The 21,671-nt window shown below is 33.4% G+C and carries 32 protein-coding genes; 5 read left to right on the top strand and 27 right to left on the bottom strand.

All coding sequences use genetic code 11. From position 1 onward, the window contains the following. Positions 1-424: 424 nt before the first annotated feature. The 10 genes from MHH95_RS14840 to MHH95_RS14885 all read right to left on the bottom strand — a co-directional run bounded on the left by MHH95_RS14840 (position 425) and on the right by MHH95_RS14885 (position 6,704). Complete coding sequence (locus MHH95_RS14840) at positions 425-949, bottom strand: GNAT family N-acetyltransferase (RefSeq protein WP_340728218.1); 525 nt, start codon at positions 947-949, stop codon at positions 425-427. A gap of 57 nt (positions 950-1,006) precedes the next feature. Further along, positions 1,007-1,555: an NUDIX hydrolase gene (locus MHH95_RS14845; RefSeq protein WP_340728219.1), complete on the bottom strand. Its 549-nt coding sequence runs from the start codon at positions 1,553-1,555 to the stop codon at positions 1,007-1,009. Positions 1,556-1,609: 54 nt separating this feature from the next. After that, the gene (locus tag MHH95_RS14850) at positions 1,610-2,308 is read right to left on the bottom strand and encodes a Type 1 glutamine amidotransferase-like domain-containing protein (RefSeq protein WP_340728220.1); all 699 of its coding nucleotides are present in this window, start codon (positions 2,306-2,308) and stop codon (positions 1,610-1,612) included. After that, on the bottom strand, positions 2,305-2,724 hold the full coding sequence (locus MHH95_RS14855; protein WP_340728221.1) for an NUDIX hydrolase: 420 nt from the start codon (positions 2,722-2,724) through the stop codon (positions 2,305-2,307). The genes MHH95_RS14850 and MHH95_RS14855 overlap by 4 nt, the downstream gene beginning before the upstream one ends. Before the next feature lie 210 nt (positions 2,725-2,934). Beyond that, positions 2,935-3,216, bottom strand: a complete 282-nt coding sequence (locus MHH95_RS14860) for a hypothetical protein (protein ID WP_340728222.1) — start codon at positions 3,214-3,216, stop codon at positions 2,935-2,937. A 149-nt stretch (positions 3,217-3,365) separates the two neighbouring features. Next, complete coding sequence (locus MHH95_RS14865) at positions 3,366-3,923, bottom strand: cysteine hydrolase family protein (protein ID WP_340728223.1); 558 nt, start codon at positions 3,921-3,923, stop codon at positions 3,366-3,368. Between the two features lie 70 nt (positions 3,924-3,993). Beyond that, positions 3,994-4,491 (bottom strand): DinB family protein, encoded by a 498-nt coding sequence (locus MHH95_RS14870; RefSeq protein WP_340728224.1) that lies wholly within the window; start codon positions 4,489-4,491, stop codon positions 3,994-3,996. 153 nt (positions 4,492-4,644) lie between these two features. Continuing rightward, positions 4,645-5,493, bottom strand: coding sequence for an MBL fold metallo-hydrolase (locus MHH95_RS14875; RefSeq protein WP_340728225.1), 849 nt, complete (start codon positions 5,491-5,493; stop codon positions 4,645-4,647). Between the two features lie 243 nt (positions 5,494-5,736). Then, positions 5,737-6,225 (bottom strand): GNAT family N-acetyltransferase, encoded by a 489-nt coding sequence (locus tag MHH95_RS14880; RefSeq protein ID WP_340728226.1) that lies wholly within the window; start codon positions 6,223-6,225, stop codon positions 5,737-5,739. Positions 6,226-6,377: 152 nt separating this feature from the next. Further along, entirely contained in the window at positions 6,378-6,704 is a 327-nt protein-coding gene (locus MHH95_RS14885; protein ID WP_340728227.1) for a nucleoside triphosphate pyrophosphohydrolase, read from the bottom strand. A 215-nt stretch (positions 6,705-6,919) separates the two neighbouring features. Between MHH95_RS14885 and MHH95_RS14890 the strand changes: the two genes are divergently transcribed. Both MHH95_RS14890 and yidC read left to right on the top strand, forming a co-directional pair. Further along, positions 6,920-7,447 (top strand): hypothetical protein, encoded by a 528-nt coding sequence (locus MHH95_RS14890; protein ID WP_340728228.1) that lies wholly within the window; start codon positions 6,920-6,922, stop codon positions 7,445-7,447. A gap of 497 nt (positions 7,448-7,944) precedes the next feature. Further along, the gene (gene yidC / locus MHH95_RS14895) at positions 7,945-8,715 is read left to right on the top strand and encodes a membrane protein insertase YidC (protein ID WP_340728229.1); all 771 of its coding nucleotides are present in this window, start codon (positions 7,945-7,947) and stop codon (positions 8,713-8,715) included. Between the two features lie 80 nt (positions 8,716-8,795). On the opposite strand, the gene MHH95_RS14900 is transcribed toward yidC, so the two are convergent. From MHH95_RS14900 to MHH95_RS14930, 7 genes are all read right to left on the bottom strand, one after another. Continuing rightward, positions 8,796-9,119 (bottom strand): hypothetical protein, encoded by a 324-nt coding sequence (locus MHH95_RS14900; RefSeq protein WP_445683017.1) that lies wholly within the window; start codon positions 9,117-9,119, stop codon positions 8,796-8,798. A gap of 172 nt (positions 9,120-9,291) precedes the next feature. Next, a complete protein-coding gene (locus MHH95_RS14905) occupies positions 9,292-10,539 on the bottom strand; it encodes an S-layer homology domain-containing protein (RefSeq protein ID WP_340728230.1) in 1,248 nt (415 codons plus the stop codon). Positions 10,540-10,728: 189 nt separating this feature from the next. Beyond that, entirely contained in the window at positions 10,729-10,884 is a 156-nt protein-coding gene (locus tag MHH95_RS14910) for a hypothetical protein (protein ID WP_340728231.1), read from the bottom strand. Between the two features lie 132 nt (positions 10,885-11,016). Beyond that, on the bottom strand, positions 11,017-11,610 hold the full coding sequence (locus MHH95_RS14915) for a DUF2441 domain-containing protein (protein ID WP_340728232.1): 594 nt from the start codon (positions 11,608-11,610) through the stop codon (positions 11,017-11,019). 10 nt (positions 11,611-11,620) lie between these two features. Continuing rightward, the gene (locus MHH95_RS14920; RefSeq protein ID WP_340728233.1) at positions 11,621-11,872 is read right to left on the bottom strand and encodes a hypothetical protein; all 252 of its coding nucleotides are present in this window, start codon (positions 11,870-11,872) and stop codon (positions 11,621-11,623) included. Positions 11,873-11,948: 76 nt separating this feature from the next. Further along, positions 11,949-12,257 (bottom strand): hypothetical protein, encoded by a 309-nt coding sequence (locus tag MHH95_RS14925; RefSeq protein ID WP_340728234.1) that lies wholly within the window; start codon positions 12,255-12,257, stop codon positions 11,949-11,951. A 16-nt stretch (positions 12,258-12,273) separates the two neighbouring features. Next, on the bottom strand, positions 12,274-12,561 hold the full coding sequence (locus tag MHH95_RS14930) for a hypothetical protein (protein ID WP_340728235.1): 288 nt from the start codon (positions 12,559-12,561) through the stop codon (positions 12,274-12,276). Between the two features lie 175 nt (positions 12,562-12,736). Between MHH95_RS14930 and MHH95_RS14935 the strand changes: the two genes are divergently transcribed. Continuing rightward, positions 12,737-13,162, top strand: a complete 426-nt coding sequence (locus MHH95_RS14935; RefSeq protein ID WP_340728236.1) for a hypothetical protein — start codon at positions 12,737-12,739, stop codon at positions 13,160-13,162. Between the two features lie 83 nt (positions 13,163-13,245). Here the strand turns inward: MHH95_RS14935 and MHH95_RS14940 are convergent, their stop codons facing one another. The 7 genes from MHH95_RS14940 to MHH95_RS14970 form a co-directional block, all read right to left on the bottom strand. Beyond that, positions 13,246-13,938 (bottom strand): UDP-N-acetylmuramyl pentapeptide phosphotransferase, encoded by a 693-nt coding sequence (locus MHH95_RS14940; RefSeq protein ID WP_340728237.1) that lies wholly within the window; start codon positions 13,936-13,938, stop codon positions 13,246-13,248. A gap of 196 nt (positions 13,939-14,134) precedes the next feature. Next, a complete protein-coding gene (locus tag MHH95_RS14945; protein WP_340728238.1) occupies positions 14,135-14,395 on the bottom strand; it encodes an alpha/beta-type small acid-soluble spore protein in 261 nt (86 codons plus the stop codon). 65 nt (positions 14,396-14,460) lie between these two features. Then, a complete protein-coding gene (thpR, locus tag MHH95_RS14950; protein ID WP_340728239.1) occupies positions 14,461-15,030 on the bottom strand; it encodes an RNA 2',3'-cyclic phosphodiesterase in 570 nt (189 codons plus the stop codon). A gap of 306 nt (positions 15,031-15,336) precedes the next feature. After that, on the bottom strand, positions 15,337-15,819 hold the full coding sequence (locus tag MHH95_RS14955; protein WP_340728240.1) for a GNAT family N-acetyltransferase: 483 nt from the start codon (positions 15,817-15,819) through the stop codon (positions 15,337-15,339). A gap of 50 nt (positions 15,820-15,869) precedes the next feature. Further along, positions 15,870-16,010 carry a hypothetical protein gene (locus MHH95_RS14960; RefSeq protein ID WP_340728241.1) on the bottom strand — a complete coding sequence of 47 codons (141 nt, stop codon included), beginning with the start codon at positions 16,008-16,010 and terminating at the stop codon, positions 15,870-15,872. Between the two features lie 12 nt (positions 16,011-16,022). After that, positions 16,023-16,418, bottom strand: a complete 396-nt coding sequence (locus MHH95_RS14965; protein ID WP_340728242.1) for a hypothetical protein — start codon at positions 16,416-16,418, stop codon at positions 16,023-16,025. A gap of 208 nt (positions 16,419-16,626) precedes the next feature. Beyond that, entirely contained in the window at positions 16,627-17,517 is an 891-nt protein-coding gene (locus MHH95_RS14970) for a DMT family transporter (protein WP_340728243.1), read from the bottom strand. A 150-nt stretch (positions 17,518-17,667) separates the two neighbouring features. Here MHH95_RS14970 and MHH95_RS14975 point away from each other — a divergent pair, with 150 nt between their 5' ends. Then, on the top strand, positions 17,668-19,038 hold the full coding sequence (locus tag MHH95_RS14975) for an aminotransferase-like domain-containing protein (RefSeq protein WP_340728244.1): 1,371 nt from the start codon (positions 17,668-17,670) through the stop codon (positions 19,036-19,038). A 105-nt stretch (positions 19,039-19,143) separates the two neighbouring features. Here MHH95_RS14975 and MHH95_RS14980 read toward each other — a convergent pair whose 3' ends face one another. Then, a complete protein-coding gene (locus MHH95_RS14980) occupies positions 19,144-19,545 on the bottom strand; it encodes an MFS transporter permease (protein ID WP_340728245.1) in 402 nt (133 codons plus the stop codon). A gap of 123 nt (positions 19,546-19,668) precedes the next feature. Continuing rightward, positions 19,669-20,298, bottom strand: coding sequence for a hypothetical protein (locus tag MHH95_RS14985; protein ID WP_340728246.1), 630 nt, complete (start codon positions 20,296-20,298; stop codon positions 19,669-19,671). A gap of 171 nt (positions 20,299-20,469) precedes the next feature. Here MHH95_RS14985 and MHH95_RS14990 point away from each other — a divergent pair, with 171 nt between their 5' ends. Then, on the top strand, positions 20,470-20,847 hold the full coding sequence (locus MHH95_RS14990; RefSeq protein ID WP_340728247.1) for a nuclear transport factor 2 family protein: 378 nt from the start codon (positions 20,470-20,472) through the stop codon (positions 20,845-20,847). A gap of 549 nt (positions 20,848-21,396) precedes the next feature. On the opposite strand, the gene MHH95_RS14995 is transcribed toward MHH95_RS14990, so the two are convergent. Next, positions 21,397-21,642 (bottom strand): hypothetical protein, encoded by a 246-nt coding sequence (locus MHH95_RS14995; RefSeq protein ID WP_340728248.1) that lies wholly within the window; start codon positions 21,640-21,642, stop codon positions 21,397-21,399. Between the last annotated feature and the right edge of the window lie 29 nt (positions 21,643-21,671).

The raw sequence follows: 21,671 nt of genomic DNA on the forward strand, positions 1-21,671 counted from the left end.
TGTTATTCAAGAGAGCGTTTGTGTGTGCTTTATTTTAAGTTGTTTAAAATTAGATTGAAGCTCCAGAACATGATTGAAAAATATATCCCCAGTATCAATAAAACAATTAAATACCGATAAAATTCTCAAAAATAATACGCCAATCCTTTACCCTTAACTGTCATAAATAAAATCCATATCAATGTTAATTAAGCAATTAGCTGCTGAGTAAAAAATAAGCGGAGGTTTTCCGGTTATTTGGTGGATTTTAAGTATTTCGGTGAAAATAAGGGGAGAGTTTCCGCTTATCTACCACAAAACCATGAAATTTTATATTTTTTTTATAAATAGACGGAATTCCTCCGTCTATTTAGGTCGTTTTTTTCAATATTTTTCAAATAAGCGGAATTTCTCCGGCTATTTTTGTCGCTTAACCTGAGAAATCCTATTCAACTATGGTTACTGTTATTTTCCTATCCAATTTTCTAATCGCATGCACCGAGTTATCCTGAATAATACCTGTTTCTACAAAACCTAATGAAGCGTATAATTCTTTAGCTATAACATTATCTTTATGATAAAAAAGGTCTACATTTTGTGATTCCCCATTTGGAAGAGTTTCAATATCCGCCAACATTTTTTCAAAGGCTAGTTTGCCATATCCTTTCCCCTGATAACGCTTATCAATCATAAAATGCCAAATGAAATAGGTCTTCTCCCCATAAAAATCTTCATTTTGAAATGATTCATGATCTGTCGTATCATAAATATACATCAAAAATCCCACCATATTATCATTAGCATAAATGGCTAGTGGTGTCGCTGGTATACCATCTGCGTTCAACATTTGAGCGTCTGCGAAACATCTAAGGTGAGTAGTTTCTAATATAAATTCCTTTTGGTTTTCTCCAACATCAAGCGCTATTACTTCATCTATGTTATCCCCGTTAATGCTTCGTAATTCAATCATTTTTTATCTCCTATCTTTTGAATCTCCACCGCTAAAGAAGAACCATTGAATTTCCAATTACCTTTCCATAAGGTACATTTTCGCCATCAAATAAGCATGTGCTGTAAAAAGTTGTGTGTTAATCTTTTTCTCTTGAATTAGCTTTCCCATATCATTAAAATCAATTAATTTAACAGTTACCTCTTCAGTATCATCTAAATCCTGTTCAAATTCTTTATAGGCATCGAGAATTAGATAAGTTATTACTTTATTATTTTGTGTGGCTGGATTCACCATGAATTCTCCCAAATAGATAGGCTTTTTCACTGAAATATATCCTGTTTCTTCTATTACTTCGCGAATGATCCCTTCCTCGTATGTTTCATTTTCTTCAATTTTCCCAGCAGGGACTTCTAGGTAAAAGTCTTCTCCTGCATAACGATACTGTTCAACAAGTACAATCTGATTCTCTTTTGTGATAACCACTGCATTTACCCAATCAGAGTATTCATTTACATAATAATCATCAATCACGATCCCATTCGGAAGCTTGCATTGGTCTTTTCTAATATTGCCGAATGGACTTTTATGTATATAATCTGATTTTATTGTTTTCCAAGTCTCCATAATTTCCCCCGCATTAAATAAAATTATATTGTACGAATCTTAATTCAACTAAATTCAATAAGAACCTAAATATTCTGTATGAAGTTCTGTCTCTATAATCTTAGTCTCGAAGGAAACACTATACGCCTTAGCATTAGTCCTTGAGCTCACTATTTTACTAATCCCTTGCTCCTTGTAATGAATAGCAACCCCATCATCTGCTGCAATACCTGATTGTATTTTTTTAGATTCAATAAGTTTGTGAAAAGCAAATCTTCTTTCTACTTCTCCATCGTAATGCGGGCAATTACTCCCCTGGATCAAGCCCAAACAATTAATTGGTTCAAGTCCATCCCCAAACGAATCTGTAACTCCTTCTTCAAACCAACAAATGGAACCTGCACTTACCCCTGCTAAAATAACACCTTGTTCCCATGCTTTTCTTAAAATACTGTCTAAACCCCATTCTTTCCATAAAGCTAAAAGGTTTTTAGTGTTTCCCCCACCAACATAAATAATGTCTTTTTCTAATATAAAGCTCTCAAGGTCCCTTGTTGGAGGTGCAAATAAAGATAAATGTGATGGCTTACAATCTAGTTGATTAAAAAAGTTATAATACCTTGATATATAATTTTCAGAATCTCCACTTGCAGTAGGGACAAAGCAAATTTGTGGGTTAGCTTTCTTTGCTTGTTTTAATATATAAAGATCTAACAATGGATTATCTGGTTCCATTGAAAATCCCCCACCACCAAGAGCAATAATTTGTCTCATTTTACGAAATCCTTTCCATTAGGCTTTGTTAATAATTGCTCAATAATTTCTTGATCCTCAGGATAAGCATGTATTATATTTGAAATTTCACTACTATTTATCCATGAAATTTCTTCAATTTCATCATCAGGATCTTGATATTGAATTGCCCCACCTGTAATTTCACATAAGAAATATTGTGTTGTGACTTTATAATCCTTGATAATGGTGTTCTTCGTATGTAATGCTTTCACTACCTTAGCTTCATAACCCGTTTCTTCTGAAATTTCACGTATACACGTTTCCTTTGCTGTTTCGTCATCCTCTACTTCACCTGAAGGAACACTCCAACTATTTGAATTCTTTGCCCTTACCATTAGTACACTATTATCTTTAATGACAATAGCGGATGCCCCATTCCAAATCTTATATTGCATTAAGGATAACCTCCATTACCTCATATAATCTTCCATCGCCTTGAAAAAGAACCCACTTCTCACTTAGTTCATTACCATAAATTGTAACTACTTTCTTTGTTTTATTCAATGATAATAACTAGCTGTACGTATGGGTCTTAATTATTGCAAAACAGCCTGCATACAAAAAAAACGAACTTCTATAAAGTCCGCTTGTAGTAGAAAAATTAATTACTTGAAATATTCTCTATACGCTGTGATAAAAGCTTCTGGTGAAGATTTCACATTATACGTATATACACCTAGTAACGTGTGTAAATAGAGAATACCACCTTGATTTCCAATTTCCCGATAAGAAAAATCCGTTACCACCTTAATCGGAAACTCTCTATACTGTGTAATAACCTTATCAATGTATAAGAAAATCATTCTTTCATGTTCAATTTCAACCTGTTCAATACCTGTTACTTTTCTTTCTACTTTTATATAAGGATGTTGCGCTATCAAGCTCATATGGTCCTCCTAAAACATAGACTTATTCCCATTATCTTATCACAAACAGAATATAGAGTTCCGATTCACATATCCAGTACTATGTCCATTAATGCAAACGAGCGCTGATCCTTGTTGCAGAATCGCGCACGTCTTTAAATTTAAAATAATTACCTATATGAATCGTGAGTTGGACGAAACAAGTCTTCTTCTGAATTTCTGACAATTGAAAAATGATCAACATTATAATGACCGTGAAGTGTAGCATTATGATGTTTTATAATTTGTTCTGCACTTAATACATCATTGCCTACTGTTGAATGGCCATCCCCAACTAATGTTACATCAAACCCACTTATAGTTGCTGTCCTCACCGCGCTATCAATACAATGCTGTGTTTCACAGCCCATAATCACAAGGTGTTTAACATGTTGTGATTTTAAATACTCTAAAAGACCCGTTCCATAAAAGGAGTTTGTTGCAGCTTTATCGAAAAACTTTGCTTCAGTGGGAACATTAATTGCATTGTGAATTTGAAATCCATCACCTATTCCCTCAGCAACATCAAGATCCCTTATAAAAACAACTGGAACATTTGTATCTCTTGCTTTTTCAATCACTTTATTAATATTCCTAACAAGTAGCTCTTTATTGAAAACCGGCTTAACTTTTTGATTTACATCAATTAATTCTTGTTGTGTATCAATAATTAATAACATTTGATTCAAATAATTACCCCTTTCAGATCGGCGAGGAAATTTAAGTTCCTACACTAACGAAAACAGCTCATTCATTTCCTCAGGACCAATCAACGCCTTCCCAAGAAGATTGCAACTTTCTCAACAGAACAATTTGCCCTAGGTGATAAGAATCATGCATCATGATATTGCTAAGTAAACGCTCAATAGAGTACCTGTTAACTTTATACGGGAGTTTTAACTTTTCATCGTCAAGCTCCATAATAACCGTTTTTAATTTATTCATGACTTCACTAAGGCGCTGCACTGTCTGAGTCCACCCGATTTCATCTTCTGGCTTCCCAGGATTTCCAAAGGTTTCTTCATTGTTTTGCGCCTTATGTGGATTCTCTGTTCCTTTAATTCGATGGATTACGTCTTCATTCCAAAATATCAAGTGGTTGACAATCTGCCAAATAGAATTGCTGATTCCTGAATTTGTCCATGCAGCCTCAGCTGCGCTGACTCCATGAAGCGCCTGATTAATGGAGGCAAACCATTCATTCCCATAACAATGCATGTCGTGTTGCTCTAAAAATATTTTGGTTACAACTTGCATAAAACCAATCTCCTCACTGTTTAGTGTAATATTCCGGAATTAAAAGATATATGAACTCCTTTAATTTTGAGAATGCATCAAAACAAAATTCACTATAACTTATTCGACTAATCCAGTATAAATTCTTTATTTCATTTACCTGACTAGTGCTCATTATTGAGATTGAATAATCTGGTTATTTACAAATGCTTTTATAAAGAACAACTCATCATCATTTGGAGTTCTGTCATTTTCGAACTTGAAGGACTCTATTGCTTCTTCTATTGAAGGTGATGCAACCGCTTCACTTGCTGCTTTTAACTCTCTCCAAAACGTCGTCATTTCCTCCAAATCGCAAATTGATTCATGACCTAACAGAAATGCTTCAGCATTATATTTTTGAATGTCTTCAATCATTGGTAATAATAAAGGTTGCTTATATTGAAACAGAGAATTGGTCGTTGTACCATATACACAATCCCCTAAAAAAAGGACTTTTTCATCTGGGATATAAATGATGGTCGCATCGTCTGAATGAGTACTATTAATTTTTTCAAGCACACAAATTTTATTGCCTAGATCAAGCGTTAACGTTTTTTCAAAAATTATTTGTGGAGAATTTAATTTAAAGCTATCTCTATTTGGAATCTCTTCTTGAATAATCTCAATACACTTAGCGCTCATCAATTTTGTCCGCGCATACGTTTGTAATGAACTATCATTAAATGTGTAACTTTGCCATGTTTTTAGTAATTCGTTTGTTTGACTATTAACAATAATGGTTGCATCAAATTCATTCATGCCTAGGAAATGATCCCAATGCGCATGGGTAATTACCGCATATTTCACTGGAGGAACATTTAGTTTCTCAATTTCTAGTATAAATTCCTTCGCATGCTGAGTTGAGTTACCACAGTCTATTATTAAACTATACTGGTCACCACAAACCAGTCCTAATGTCGGTCGGTCATTTTCATCTTGATTGGGCATATAATAAATAGTTTCGCTGAATTTATTTAACATGTTATTTCCTCTTTTCTAGATATTAGTAAGATAAAAGAGAAAATCTTCATGTTTATCTTATATTAAATAAAATAAATTAAGATTTTCTCAGATTAATTGTTTACCATCGGACTAATGCCCCCTCTCAAATATGGAAAAGTATAACATTTATAATCGTTGTTAGGTAGCCTTAAATAAAATGAGCACTGATTCTTGTTAGAGAATCGCGCTCATAAATTTCTTTGGTTCAATTATTTCTTCTTCTTAATTATCTACTATTATTTTCTTAAGTATTAATTCGTCCTTTAATGGAATTCCGTCATTACCGATTAAAGGGATCGAAGGTTTTAATTTTCTTGCCTTGTTTACAGCATCAGAGTTAACAGAAATAATTCTGTAACCTCTTTTTTGATAAAATTTTAAAGCGTTCAAATTATCATTTGTAGTGATTAAACTTACAATCTGTATTTGTTTTTGTTTTGCTATGTTTTCTACTTTCTCGATTAAGGCAGATCCAATACCTTTTCCTTCTGTATGGCTATCCAGTGAAATAATTTCTATTTCATTATCATAATCTTTAATAACGTATGTAACCAAACCAATAATCTCGTTATTTTCTTCAAAAATAAAACCGTTTAATTTTTCGCACTGATAAATACCTGATGAAATGACCATTTCAGAACTTCCCCAATGCTCACTAAAAAAAGAAACAACCTTTTCTCTATTTTCTTCATTTATTTCTCTAATGCTCAAGATAATTACCCCATATCCCTATAAAATAAATTAAATTACATATCTAAATTTCAAAAATACAAGAAAAAAAACATCGGATTTAGTAAACCTTTATTAAAAGGCTATCTACTACCAGCACTATTCCTCTATAGAGCCCATCACTTTAACGCAGATTATTTGTCTTCTACATTAACCAAATAAATTGCTTTTTCAAACCCTCCACGATTTTCCTTTTTTTGCTGCCGTACTTCATCTAGCTCTTCATAAGTCACACCTAATACACTAATTGCTGTATGTAATAACTCTAATATATCTGCTAATTCTTCAACGCTTTCATTAACAGTTTCTGTTGCACGAAACTCTTTAGCTTCTTCAATCATTTTCTCCTTAACTTCACTTAAAATCTCACTCGGCTCTAGTATTCGAGCATTATAAGCTAACCCCTCTAGTTCGATAAACTCTAAAATCCTATCTCTTACTAATTTATTATACACAGGCATTACCTTAGCTCCTTTAAATTATTTGTTCTATTGTACTCGAGAAGAATTTAATATAAGCTTTTATTAACACTATTATATCCATACTCTATCACCTTATATGTCTTATTAATGGATAAGTTCCGATTATTTACATATGTATTTAACTATTCAAATAACGTTTTTAAGTCGTTCTACATATAAGTAGTGGGCATAGGTTGGAAGGAAGGAGTGTTTTTATGGATGATCTATCGTTTTTAGATGCAAGTCTAATTTATTTATTGTTATTTTCACCGCTCTTAAGCATAATTTTAGTATTGTTCTGGACGTCTGCGAATATGAAAAATACCGCTAAAGCTCAACTATTTGGTATTGTCATTTTATTAGTACTAGGATTTTTCGCTATCAACTCACCTTTACTTTTAATAGTAGAATCAATTGCTATTATTTTATTAGTTGTTTGGATCTTTGCTTATAAGAAATTCTTTCTCAAGGGACAATTCCCTTTCATTTTACTCTTCTTTGCAATACAGGTTGCCTACTATATACTATTCTTTGTTTTCATAGGATTAGAATATAATCTAGCAATCATTTTACTTTTACTATGTATCATCCCGATCGTTTCAATGATGCTATTATATCCATGGATATTCGGGATTAAGAAAGTATTTAAAGGTCGAGTACTCATAATCATTGTTTTCATTATACAAGTGATTTATGCAGTTTTAAGTATTGTACTTTCGTTAATAGCAAAGTCCAATTTATAATTAAATATAAGTTCTAAATGCAGCACGCCTCCAGTTAATTTAATTGGAGGTTTTTGAATGCTCCTCAAGCCTTTCAATATTATTTAATTCTATCAGCAACGTTTCCATAAATTGTATTAAATATTGAAACTTTTCTTAGAGTTAAACGTAATAAGATTATATGAATTTATATTGAGGTGTTTTCATTGTTAGATATATTGCTCGAATTTATGAATCTACCCGTCACGCTTACGGTATACTCAAGTATTTTACTAAATTTTGCTCTAGTCTATATTCTATTTTCAAAGGGATATTTTACATATTTTGAAATAAGTTACCCGATCTATGATCAGCTCAATACATTAACACAAATCGTAATTAATGAAAATTTGTTTATTACTTCCCCTGTTATCGTTTGGCTACAAAGATCAACGAAAAGATACGAGTACTCCGATGAGGAGGGCGACATCTCTATACTTCCTACAATCATTTAAAGATCGTTACTAGGAGGAAATAGAGTGTTCAAATCAAAAAATTTATTTTTATATATGGGAATTGCATTAAGCGCCTTATTCTTATCTGGTTGCCAGCAAAGTAATGGAGATGGCACCTTTCAAAAAGTCTTTGTTAATCCGTTTATAAGCAGTTTAGATGGACTTGCTGGAATATTGGGTGATAACTACGGCTTCGCTATCATTATTGTTACGATCATTATTCGACTAATCATTATGCCTTTTATGTTAAAACAACAGAAGAAGCAGCAGGAAATGAAAGTGAAGATGGCGTTGGCAAAGCCAGAAATAGAAGAAATTCAACGAAAACTTAAAGAAGCAACAAATCTTGAAGATAAACAGAAGATGCAGGCCGATATGATGAAAGTGTATCAAAAACATGAAATCAACCCTTTAAATATCGGATGTTTGCCACTTCTTATTCAAATGCCTTTCCTAATGGGCTTATATTACGCCATTACGAGCTCAGAAGAAATTGCTACCCATTCATTTTTATGGTTTAGTCTTGGGCAGCCAGATTTATTTGTCACGGCAATAGCAGGATTATTATATTTTGTTCAATTTAAAGTTTCACAATCTGCAATGCCAATCGAACAGCAAAAGCAAACAAGATTTATAGGATTACTGTCACCGATAATGATTGTGATTTTTTCTATTAATGCCCCTGCAGCGCTACCGTTGTATTGGTCAGTCGGCGGACTATGTCTTATCTTACAAGTGCTCCTTGGACAAAGGCTATATCCACCACAAATCATGCAACCGGAAACTAAAGGATAAAAACCATTAGCTAAACAAATAAAGTAGATGCTTCACATGTCATATGTTGAAGCATCTACTTTTTAGTTAGTTGCATTAATCTAAATTTTTTTACTACCTACTCTTGGCGTTCTATTACGATATACAACGAATGTCATGATGTTTAACAAGAGCGTAATAACAAGGAGTACTGATCCTGCAACTACCACTCCCCTACTTGTATCCATAAGAGCAGACCAATCTTCAATTTTCACTAAATAGTTATTATATAGTAGTTGAAAGTATAACGAAATAACACAGGCACCAATACTTAGCATAGAAAGAACTGCCCAATTATTATTGTTATGGCTTCGAAAAATATTAACAACAGGAAGTATCCAAGCAATAAGCCCTAGCACAAGACTACCAATAGTAAGCCAACCCATTATATAACCCTCCCTCTTAAGTTCAAAAGTAAAGAGCAAATTCCACAATAACCCTCTATTTGAAATTTAGACGGTATATTTTGGAAAAGGTTTCAATTTATAGCACAATATTGTGACGCGCTAATTGAAAAAGAGCGCTTATCCTTAATACAGAATAGCGCTGTTAGTTGGTTTATTTGTTTAAGCCTTTTTCATGTATACGATAAATCATAGCTGCCATATGTGCTCTTGTTACTGGGTTGTTCGGGCCAAAACGGCTAATAGTATAGCCAGCCATAATTCCTTCTTGTTTCATCGTTTCAATCGCAATATATGCCCAATAGTATTTTTTTACATCATCAAATGAATTCTCACCATTATTCGCAGATTGGCTATAGAACCCTGCATTATAAAATACCTGAGCCATTTGCGCTCTTGTTAAAATAGTATGAGGGGAAAAACGACCTTCGCCAATGCCATTGATTATTTTATGTTGTGCTACTAACTGAATCGATTCTAATGCCCAAAAACTCTTCTCAACATCAATAAATGAAATAGTTTTATTTAGTGGAGTCAACGCTAAAAACTCACTTAGAATAGCAGCAGCTTGTGCTCTTGTTATCGTAGTATTCGGTTTATATGTACCATCAGAATAGCCAGAGATCCAGCCCTTTTCAGCTAAGAACATAATCTGTTCCTCTGCCCAATGTTCGCTTATGTCTTTGAATTCCTTATTGTCATACTGATATAAATCCCATTCATCCATTACCCCACCTACTTGCTTCCGATAATATTCACCGCCCAAATGGTTATATCCGGCATTCGCAATATCGTAGAGATATTCTTTGGATGCTCGCTCAAAACTCCATCCCTTTTTAATTCTTTCATCATAATTTGTTTTCGCGAAAAGATATCTCTTATTTACTAGTAAGTTTCCTGCTAAATAGTTTACCGCCTCTTTATAGGTACTAAATGCACGATACCAGTTATCTCTTCTTTTGCTTTCATCGTATATTTTGCGGTCTTCTCCGTAATCAGCTAGGACAGGTATCCGTTCATAATCTTCATCAGGCTGCCCTTGTAGCTGCCAGGCATTCTCCGGATTATATCCCCATACTTTTATTCCGAAAAGATTATTGGCATTAATCGCTATTCTTGTTGTTCCATAGCCACTTTCAATAATAGCCATTCCAATAATAGCGCTTACAGGGATCCCCCACCTTTCATTTGCTTTCATTGCATATGTAGAAATTTCTTTAATAAAGTCCTCTTTCATCTGTATCGATGGAACTTCGTATGTCGATAAATAAGCACTACTATTTCTCCCTAACGTTTCATCTTCAAACGGTAAAAGATTAGCGCTATTTGCACTTGATACCAACGGATTAATATTAAAAAGTATCAAAATTAACGCTATCAACGTTCTTGCTGAGTTTACCAATTCTACAACTCCTTTTACAAAATTTACAGACTTAAACTCTTTCATCATAGCAGTTTTTTATTAGACTTAGCGTTTATAATCACATTTTATTACTATTAATTCATGGGTGTATTTCCTAATTTATCCTCTATTTTTAAACAAAAAGAAACCACCATTCATCCCTTTGGACAAATGATGGTTTGATTCACTTTATGAAAGTTTATGATTTTCTTTTATACCATACAGAATAAAAAGCACTCCTAATAATAAAAATACGAACCCTTTGGATAATCCGATAATCGTGAAAATAACACCAGCGAATAAATAACCTGCAATGACGGGATTATTATAATTAATAGGTTTCATTTTACTATCTCCTTTAAATAAAATGTTGTTATTGTTTTTACGGATAAGTCACTGAAAAGTTACAAAATAAGGAATGAATTCTTATGTTAAACTACTTTTCAACATGTATGTATTATAAAAGCTCTGAATTATTTACTCAGAAAAATCATCAATAATTTCTATGACTTCTATCTTCCCATTAATTAAAAGTTCGGGAAGTTCGTTATTTATATTACCGTTCCAGTAATTTCTTGCTTGTTCCATTTTTTTAGAAAAAGAAATTCCGTCTTCTTTTGGTAAAAGGTCGCCATCTCCTTCAAAATAGTTGCCATTAACCTTTAATTTAACAATCTGCAATACATTACGATTGAAAGAATCAAATAATTGCTTCCACTTCAGTGCATCTTCATATGTTTTGGCAGCATATAGGCAGGATAACCTTGAAGGATATTGTGGATATTCTTTTAAACGAACCATTTCTACTATCACTTCTCTGACAGCTCTAGTTGTTTGCCCTATATATTTCATCGCTACATCGGCATTATCTTTGTCTAAATTCAAACCTTCCTTTTTATAATGACTCTGCATAATTTGAATAAAATCTTCGCCTTTAGCATTTAATTGTTCCGCTTCAAAGAAGAAACGATATAAGGTGTTATATTCATTTTCATCAAAATAAATGATCTGTTCAAGACTCATTTTATTCCTCGTAACAATATGATAAACAAAGAATTGATTTTCTCCCATAGTTAATCTCCTAATTTTTACGTTTTTTTCTTCTATATAAAATGGTTAAAATGACAGTGAAAAAGGCTAATCCCAGTGACGTCCAAATTATAATTTGATTTCTAGTTTGTTCACCACTTAAATTAACCTCTTCAATCGGTACCTCGCCTTCTCCTAGTACCGCCAAATCATTTTGAGAAGAAATCAGCACATTCGTACGACCACACATACTTGATACAAGTGATTTTGCCCCGTACATCGTAGATTCGTTGGCGTATACCAAATATTCATTTTCCTCAATAAAATTAAATCCACAATCTCCACCACCTTCACCAGTGATAATAATAATTTGGGTTTGTTCAACAAAGAACGGATTTATATGTATATCCTTTTAGACTCTTTTTCTTTTTTATATCTAACACTTTCCCGCTAAATACTGCTGCTGAACGTTCAAATGCTTCTTCTACACTTGATAATTCTGCACAGGAACAAGCACTTGTTATTGAGGGAAATGAACCTATAATAAAAATGAAAGTAAGAAGTATCATTGCTTTCCTAAAAAAAATCATCTCCATCACTCCCAAAATTATTTTATAGTACAGGTCGATACTATCAATACTTCTCCCCGTACTTACCACCCCTAATTGCTTTTTTATATTTACCTTCATCTTCTATAGCAATGGCTTAATCCGTGCTTATCCCTTGTATAGCGTAATACTTTGTTCCTTTTTCATACTCATTCGAAAAGTTTCCAGAATAAGTCCCTTCCATGTCAGAGTACTTTGTTACTTCGCCGATTTCTTCAGCTACGCTTTCTACATATTCGTCGGTTAATTGATAAATATACCCATCCCAAACAACAAAGTTATAGGCCCAATCTGCGGATGAATTGTCTAGTGGATTGAAATTGGAGCAACCTGATATAAAAACAATAGCAGTGACTATACAGATAAAGCTGTATTTTAACCTCAAAAGTATCCCCACCCCTTAATATCTAATTATAAGAATATTGTATCAATACATGGTATAAATATCCATTTGATCCCCTACATTCACAAATATTTGTAATTACATCCATTCGAGTAAATAACTTTCCTTCGTGGTTTATGAAAAGTTGTGCTATATTCATTATGTCAGGAGTGAGTTGATGAAAAAGTTTTTAACATTTACAGCAATAATTCTTGTTTTACTTGGAGCAGCTGGTTATGCTGTGTGGCATTTTGGAACAAATATCGCATCCGAAAAAATTATCGAAAAAGTGGAAACTAATTTAGATGATGAAAGTCTTAAAGAAGTAAATACCTATATCGAAAACGATCCGAAGCTTCAGGAAATGGTTAGCGAGGCAGCAACTACAAATCCAGATTCTCTTCCCTTCCAAACGAAGGAAGAAGCGACACGTTTGTTAATTAAAAAAGTGGGCGTCACTCGTTTACTGGATATTCAGCAACAAGCGCAAAATGGTGCAATTAATAAGGACGCACTATTAGCTGAAATCGAAGGTAAACTGTCCGAAGATGAACTTTCTGCTTTAAAGTATGTTATATTTCAAGAGCTTAATAAATCAAACTAGTCATAATACAAAATGCGAAAATAGAAGCAATATATAAAGGCTCGATTCCACGAATTAGGAATCGAGCCCTTTTTTACTACTCATTAAATAAAGCGATATTTACTTGATAATTGTGAAATAGCCAAAATAACAGTGAATCCAACAACCAAATACCACACTATATTAATAGAGATCACAAACATGATTAAGCCAAATAGAAGCGCTACTAAAGAGCTAATAATAATTGATTGTACACTCGTTAATTTATTTTGTAAGATGAGATACAATGCTAGTGGCAATATTAGTGTGAAAATCGGAATATAAATCATAACAAAGGTTTGGTTAAGCAAGGCTAATGATAGAACTGCTATTACAAAACCGATAGCTGTAGTAAATGTTCTTCCCGTATTCCCTTTACCTGAAAGCAGTAACAGCATAATTGTTAAAGCCGCACACATTCCTATGATTGAAACAAATGAATACCCCATAATTAGAGCTGATATAGAAAAACAAACTAAAGAAATACATGGTATCAGCAAGATAATTGGTTTTTGCTGTTTTTCTGTATTTAGTACATTTGTAAAACCTACAAGGAATAATAATGCAAATGGAATTGTTAAATAGCCTAATTCTATTTGGGTAATATAACTAACTTTAAGATTGCCGAGCAATATAATGACCAATGAAGCACTAATTTGACCTACTAACAACCAAACACTTGATAATTTCAGCTTTTCAGTAAGCTTCGTTGTAAATACAATTATAATCAAACCTAATAATAAAGATAAATATAGCAAATTTATCCCTCCTGATAATTTCTTTATAGCTGTCATTTTGTTTATGTAATCTTAATCCTCTTTATACTTTAACATAAATATCCAATTTATTCGTTTTTTTCACAAATTACATTCAAAGAACAGTCCTTAAAAAATATAAAAACCCCCAATAGGTACACTATTTAACGTGTCCGCTACCAGGGGCCAGTCCATTCATTTATTGATCTTTCTTTATGCTTTCCTGAGCCATCCTTACTAGCTCCTTAACCATATTCCCGCCAATTCTTCCGCCTACTTTACCAGCTTCTTCAGAAGTAAGTTTGCCGTTGTATCCTTCCTTAAGGGGAATACCTAATTCTTTAGCTACCTCTAATGCTGCATCTTCTGGTTTGCTAGTCCCGGATACCTTCGCTTTTAATTGATCAAGCTGTTGTCTAGATTCGGGTACTAGTATTTTATTTCGGTTCTTCTTTGCCATCGAATCACTCCTTTTATACTAGCTTAAGCACATAAAAGTAAAGTATACGATGCAGATTATGTTAATCATTTCATCAATGTAAACGACGCGATTGATTCATATTTTGGTGTATTTTCTAAATTGGATTTATATAATACAATTTCATTTACCTGAAAAGATAACGCCTTTTCTTTAAAAGGATTATGTGTGACTAAGTCCTCCATTTTAAAATCTTCATTTTTTCCCCACTTCCGCGCCAAAGTGATGTGGGGATGATAAGGACGTGTTTCAAGAGTAAAGCCCTCAGCAAGACATGTTTTATAAACCATTGCCTGAATTTGAAATAATGGCTCCATTTCGTTCACCGCTCCCCAAAATATGCGAGGAGCTTTTTGAGGTCCAAACACATTCAGTCCTTTAATATCTAACAGAAATGCTCTTTGATTTTTAAGAGCTTCCCCAACCGAGTGAATTACGGCTTGAAGTTGCTGTGAATTTACGGAACCAAGAAAAGCAAGAGTTATATGATAATCACGTAAATCCACCCATCGTTTAAATTGGAAGATCGGTTTAATTCGTGTTAGTTCATCATAAATTGTTTGTTTCACATCATCCGGAATACGCACTGCCCAAAAATAATGAGCCTCTCTTTCCATATGCTTTCACCTCTTTTACTTTGTTGATTTAGAATTGACATTCATAAAGGAATTAATGCATTTTAATGGATAAAGAAAAATAAGCGGAGGATTTCCGCTTAATTTTAAAATTGTGCTCATTTCAGTGAATATAAGGGTAGTATTTCCGCTTATTTACGATAAAATCATAAAATTTTATGTTTTATTTATCAATAAGGGTAATATCTCCTTTTATTTTCGTTATTTTTCACGTAATTTTTATAATAAGCGGAATTTGTACCTTTATTTTATTCAATTCCCGTGGCTCTCCTACCAATCAATGTTCTATTAAACTAACTTCTTCTCCATGATCCAGTAAGTATCATGCCAGCCAACATGCTCATAACCTAATTGTTTATATAAGCGGCAAGCCGGATTTCTTGGATCTACATTTAAACATAATTTCTGATATCCAAATTTTAATGCTTCCGCTTCGAGCGCACACATTAATGCATGTCCAATTCCTTTACCTCGATGTTCTTTCAGGATGGCAATTCCGATTTCGGGTGTTTCAGCATCACCACAGCCTTTTTGTGTTTCATCAAACAGTCGCAACCAAATGGCCCCAATCGCCTGTTGTTCATTTTCCGCAATCAAGCCAATATCACCGCCCTGTTTCCCCCAATCTTCTACATATTTAGATACAGACGGTTCGTTTAGTATTGTTCGAGGAAAAGGCTTCTCTCCTTCTGGTACAAACGCAGATTCATACAACATATCCCATAAGAAGGGTATATCGCGTTCTACAAGAGTTCTTATTTTAACATTCACTGTATGAACCTCCATTCGACGAAACTTTGTTAGTTGAACTAGTCATCCATTCATTGCTGTATTGGCACTATTGTTTCAAGCTGCCCTTTGTTTGGAGTTCGTTTATTCCATACAAAACTAATTAAATACTGTCGATTCTTTTCAACTAATTTAAATTCATTACTAGTTACTCTAATTTTTTGATCATTCACTACTAAATAATACTATCTATCCTCAAGAAGTTTCTCATCTATTTCAAATATTCCAGTAGTTGATACCTCAAAAGATTGATGAACTGTTATAGAAATTAAAATGACTATAGAACATATTACAACTATTGATTTAATTCCTTCTTTAATATTTAGCTTTTGTTTTCCTCTTTTTACTAAATATTTAACCACTAAAAAAATGTAGATAACCAACACAACAGGTGCAACAAATAGAGAAATAATAGCCGGGAAGTACATTATTTCATGCAGATTATAATTATAATCTGCAATAGCCTGAATTTCTCCAAGCTGTAATCCTATAAATCCCGAAACAATAATTCCTAACAGCCAATATAAAGCCAACTTTTGTGCTTTGTATAATCTGTAAATCTTTTTTTCTTTGTTATTCATCAAAACCTCCAAAAAAATACTTATACACCCAATTTTTGGACCAATTTACTCCATTTCTATAAGTATAGCATTTACTCATCTGTAGCTGATATGTAGTACTAAACCTTCTCCACTTTTTTAGATATTTAGCCCGTAATTATATTCAAAATAAATAATGCCTCGATAATTCAATATCGAAGCATTTTATAACTTTAGATTGAGTGGATGTCTATTCTAAATGAATCTCCTTCTTCATCACGGGTGCATTTTTCCCTACTATTACACTGCCCACAACGATTATTGCTAAACTAATTGTTAACCAACTAATCGATTCTCCTAAAAATAATACAGAAAATCCAATCATTAAAAAAGGCTGTAAGTATTGGATCTGCCCCACTCTCGCAATACCTCCAACAGCCATTCCGCCGTACCAGGCTACATAAGCTAAAAACTGACTGACAATCCCTAAATATAAGAGACTTATCCAAGCTTCTACAGGTGCCTGTAGCATACTGCCCGATATGCTGAGTCCCACAGGAATAATAAAAAATGGAGCGCCAATTAATATTGCCCAAGCAATTACTTGCCAACTACCAAGCTCTTTTGATAATTTCCCACCCTCTGCATAACTTAATCCAAGTACAATAACAGCTGCGATTAATGCTAGATCTCCTTTTTGCAATTGCCCAAATCCTACATAGATGGCATATATAATAACAGTTATCGCACCAATAATACTTGCAATCCAATATCGTTTCGAAGGTCGCTCACCACCGCGCCACATAGCGAAACCCGCTGTCGCAAGCGGCAATAAAGCTAATTCAATTGCACCATGTGAAACAGGCAGTGATTTCATAGCAAATGTCGTTAGTAATGGGAAGGCAAGAACTGCTCCTATCGTGACTATCAACAAACTTTTAAATTGTGATTTATTTGGTAAAGATTGCCTTTTCATCATAAATATAGCCACTACGATAATAGCTGCAATAACCGTTCTCCCTAATCCAACAATCACCTCGCCAAAATAAGGAACAGCAATACTTGTTGCAGGTAATGTAAGACTGAAACATACGATTCCGATAAAACCTAATATCATTCCTCTTTTTATACTATTCGTCATGTAAATCCCCCTTCTCAGTCATAAAGAAATACCCCATAATCATAGTTAAAAGAACTAAGCTAATTAAAATGATTGTAATGAATATCAGCTCTTTATAAAACAGGAGAAATCCCCATCTGTCATGGGACAGATAGCGAAGGAGAGGATTGAGTGAAGACTAAGTATATGGCCATTTTAGAATGGGTGAAACGGCAAATTGAAGAGGGGAAATTGAAGACAGGCGATAAATTACCTTCGATTCGGCTGCTCGCTGAACAATTTCATTGCAGTAAAAATACGGTGGTTAAGGCATTGCTTGAATTGGAAAAACAGCATATCGTCTATGCGAAACCTAAAAGCGGCTATTACGTTGTGGATGATTATCAAACATCTAATCTCGATGCCATTGCTATTGATTTTTTATCCGCTGGTCCAGATAAAAGAATCATGCCGTATGAAGATTTTCAGCATTGCATCAATCAGGCAATTGATCATTATAAGGAACAATTATTTACCTATAGCGACCAACAGGGCCTTTTATCTTTACGAAAAGAGCTCACGAAATATTTACAGCAGCTACAAGTATTCACAATACCCGAACGCCTTGTCGTTACTTCCGGTTCTCAACAAGCGCTTCATATACTTTCCACCTTGCCGTTTCCAAACGGAAAAAAGAATATATTAATTGAGCAGCCTACCTACTTTGGTATGATCGATGCGTTACAGTTAAATCAGATTCCAACGTTGGGTATTGAATTAACAATGAAAGGGATTGATTTTCAAAAACTTGAGAATTTGTTTCAATCGAATGATATTAAATTCTTTTACATCATTCCAAGATGTCACAACCCATTAGGACATCACTATTCCAATGAGGAAAAGAAAAAAATTGTAGCTCTCGCAGAAAAATACGATGTGTACATAGTAGAGGATGATTACTTAGCTGAATTAGATACAGATTCAAAAGCTGATCCGTTGTTTGCATATGAACCAAACGGCAGAGTCATTTATGTAAAAAGCTTTTCGAAAGTATTTTTACCTGGACTAAGAATTGCTACAGTTGTTCTCCCTGAAAAGATGATTACTGGGTTTGTCCACAAAAAATTTAGCGTTGATTTCAATACATCGCCCCTTTCACAAGGTGCATTAGAAATCTATTTAAAAAATGGGATGTTTCAATATCATTTAGAAAGCGTAAAAAAATTGTATAAAAAGAAAATGAACATATTATTAGAAGCTTGTTCAAAGAATTTACCTGACTATGTTCAATACACAAGGCCTAAAAGTGGTTTTTATTTAACCCTCTTCTTGCCTTCCGATATGAATGTCGATAAATTAATTGACCTACTCCATGAAAAACAGATCTATATAGATAATGCTTCGAGAATGTACTTAACCAAAAACAGCCAGAAAGCAATTCGACTAAGCATTTCTCAAGTAAACGAAAATAAAATCCATCTCGGCATTCAACATTTAACAGCAGCGATTATTGAACTGTATGAAAAAAGGAAATTTAATTCCTTTTCATTTAAATCTCATTAATTTAGATGACAACTTCATTACTGGAATAAACTCTAAGTACGAAGTTGCATCAAAAAACCCCTGAAAACTAGTATCCATCCATACTAATTTTCAGGGATCACGATATTATGCTGCATGTTCTTCTTGTAAATTTGAAACATGCACACGTTGATAAATGACACCGTATACAATCGTCATTAACACCACACTTGCCGCCATCACTGTAATACTCGGAAAAATAAATGCTTTACTCATCGCAAATAATACATCTGTACGGAACCAGCTTTGGAATGGTATACCGACACTTAAAAGAGCGGCAAAGAATACCACTTTGACACCAATATGCTTTCCTTTCATTTTACGAATCATGCCATTAATAAATAAACGTAATGCTGCTAATCCAGCCCCAACGAAAAAGAAAATCACTAAATAACCTTTCACCGCTTCATCTAAAATAAACGCTTTACTCATCATTACTATAATAATTGCAGTAGCAATAGACATCATCATTTTTGCTGTTTTACTCATCATTGTCTCCTCCTCAAAATTCAACATATTGTTGATTTCTATTTATAGTTTAAGTCGAATCAATAATGATAGCAACGAACAAAATTGAACACATTGTTGAGTTTTGAATAAAATTATTAAATGTCATTTATTAAAATTGGCTTTAAGTAAATAAACAACCTCATATTTTTCTATTTCATTAATATGACCATTAACATCCTGATAAAATTCCGCGGTAAGGGAATTCATTCTTCCATCATTTGAGTAACAAATACTGCCTAATACCACTTCGTCTGCTATAGATATATTATCCCCACGGAAATTCCCCCACACACTTGACATGTTATCTAAATTTTTTGAGTTTGTATCAGAGGCATAAATTGAACTAACACTTTCATTATTGCTAATTGTAATACTGAATGGCATTTCCTTTGAGCTAGAATTTGTTTTGGACGTTGAGAATATAATTGAACCCTCCCCCTCTACCTCCATCGTTAATTCCGCTATTTTATTCTCAGCTAGATTTCCAGATTCGTATCTTTCTATCCATACAGATACTTCTTTGTATTCTTTTTCTGTATTGAAATCGTATACAAACGATTGATCTGTAATACTTGACAGAATTGCATTTTCTCTGTCTGTTAATGCAGCGACAGAAATTGTATTCTTATTTGAAACAAATAAAAAATAATTTAGTATTAATAAAATTAGCGCTAATGAAGAAAAAACAAGACTAGCTATCTTGGTTTTACTCATATTCTTTTTACTACTCATATAGTCCACCTACTTTTAACGGTTTTATATTCAAAAATCACCTTTATTTATTATACAGTAAAAAGTTCATCTAACCGATGGCATATTCTTTTTCTCTGATTTAGAGGATTATATTTAAGTAAGATAGAAACTAGTTACGACGTAAGTAAATAAAGTTAGGTGGTTATTATTATGGTAGAGAATTTAAAAGAGCATTTACAACAATTAGAGGAAAGTCATACAGGTATGGAAGTAAGAATGAGTAGAGAAAGGCTCGATGAAATTTTAGCTGATGATTTTTTTGAAATTGGAAGCTCTGGTTTTATGTATGATAAGAAAGAATGTCTTGAAACAGGTGTTGTATTGACAGAAATGAAGCTACATAATTATGAAATCTATCCGCTTGTTCACGACGTTGTCTTAGCTACATATTTTCTTGTAGATACTACAAGGGAAAGAAATACACTTCGTAGTTCCATATGGAAATTCATTAATGGGAAATGGCAACTTTATTTCCACCAAGGTACAATCACACCACTTCAATTAAATAGTTTTATTAAAGAATCATAAAGTAACTAGATGAAATTAGAAAAGGCCTTTCCTTTTTCTAGGAAAGCGCCTGTTTTTTATATGAATTTATCTCTTTTTTGATTGAATGTATTTTTCCGACAATAATCCCGCATTAAACACCGAAAAAATCATGATTAAGAAAAAGATTACCCGTATGGCTGGATCCCTCTTATCTTCTATAAACTCAATAGTAGAAAAATTTATATACACAAAGCCAATAGCAACAAGTATAGATACGATAAACTGCCATTTCAAAGACTTAATTATAAAACTTCCTCCTAAAAGCTGATTTAACTCAATATATTCAAGTCTATTTGGAAATATCTTGATTACCATCCAAATAAAAAGAAGATGCAAGCAATGAAAGAAAAGATTCCTGTCCCCAATGCAATAGTTCCTGAGACAACGTTATATTTGTTTTTCTTTTTCAGCTTAAACAAAATGAGTAGCCCTGTGGTCGTTGAAATAAGAAAAAGTATAAAAAAACCCATTGGCACAATATACACTTCATTCCCCCACTCATATTATTTTATATATCTATAGATAAATCTAACCAGCGATTCCTCTAGCTAGCACAATTAAATATACAAAAATCAAGACTCCTCCGTTTAATAAAACACCCAATATTCCTGACAACCACTTCTTTGATAAGACTGCAAATATAATACCGAATAGCGAAAGCGTCCCAAGTACGATAATAGCCATCAGCAAATTCGCGTTAGGCCCTCGTATAATTAAAAATGAAATGATACTCGCAATAACCATTACTAAAGAAAGAACTCCTAGCTTGTTCATCTTATCCCCCTTTCAATTTCGAAATATCC

This window comes from Solibacillus sp. FSL K6-4121, assembly GCF_038002585.1.
In the GTDB taxonomy this organism is placed as follows: domain Bacteria; phylum Bacillota; class Bacilli; order Bacillales_A; family Planococcaceae; genus Solibacillus; species Solibacillus faecavium.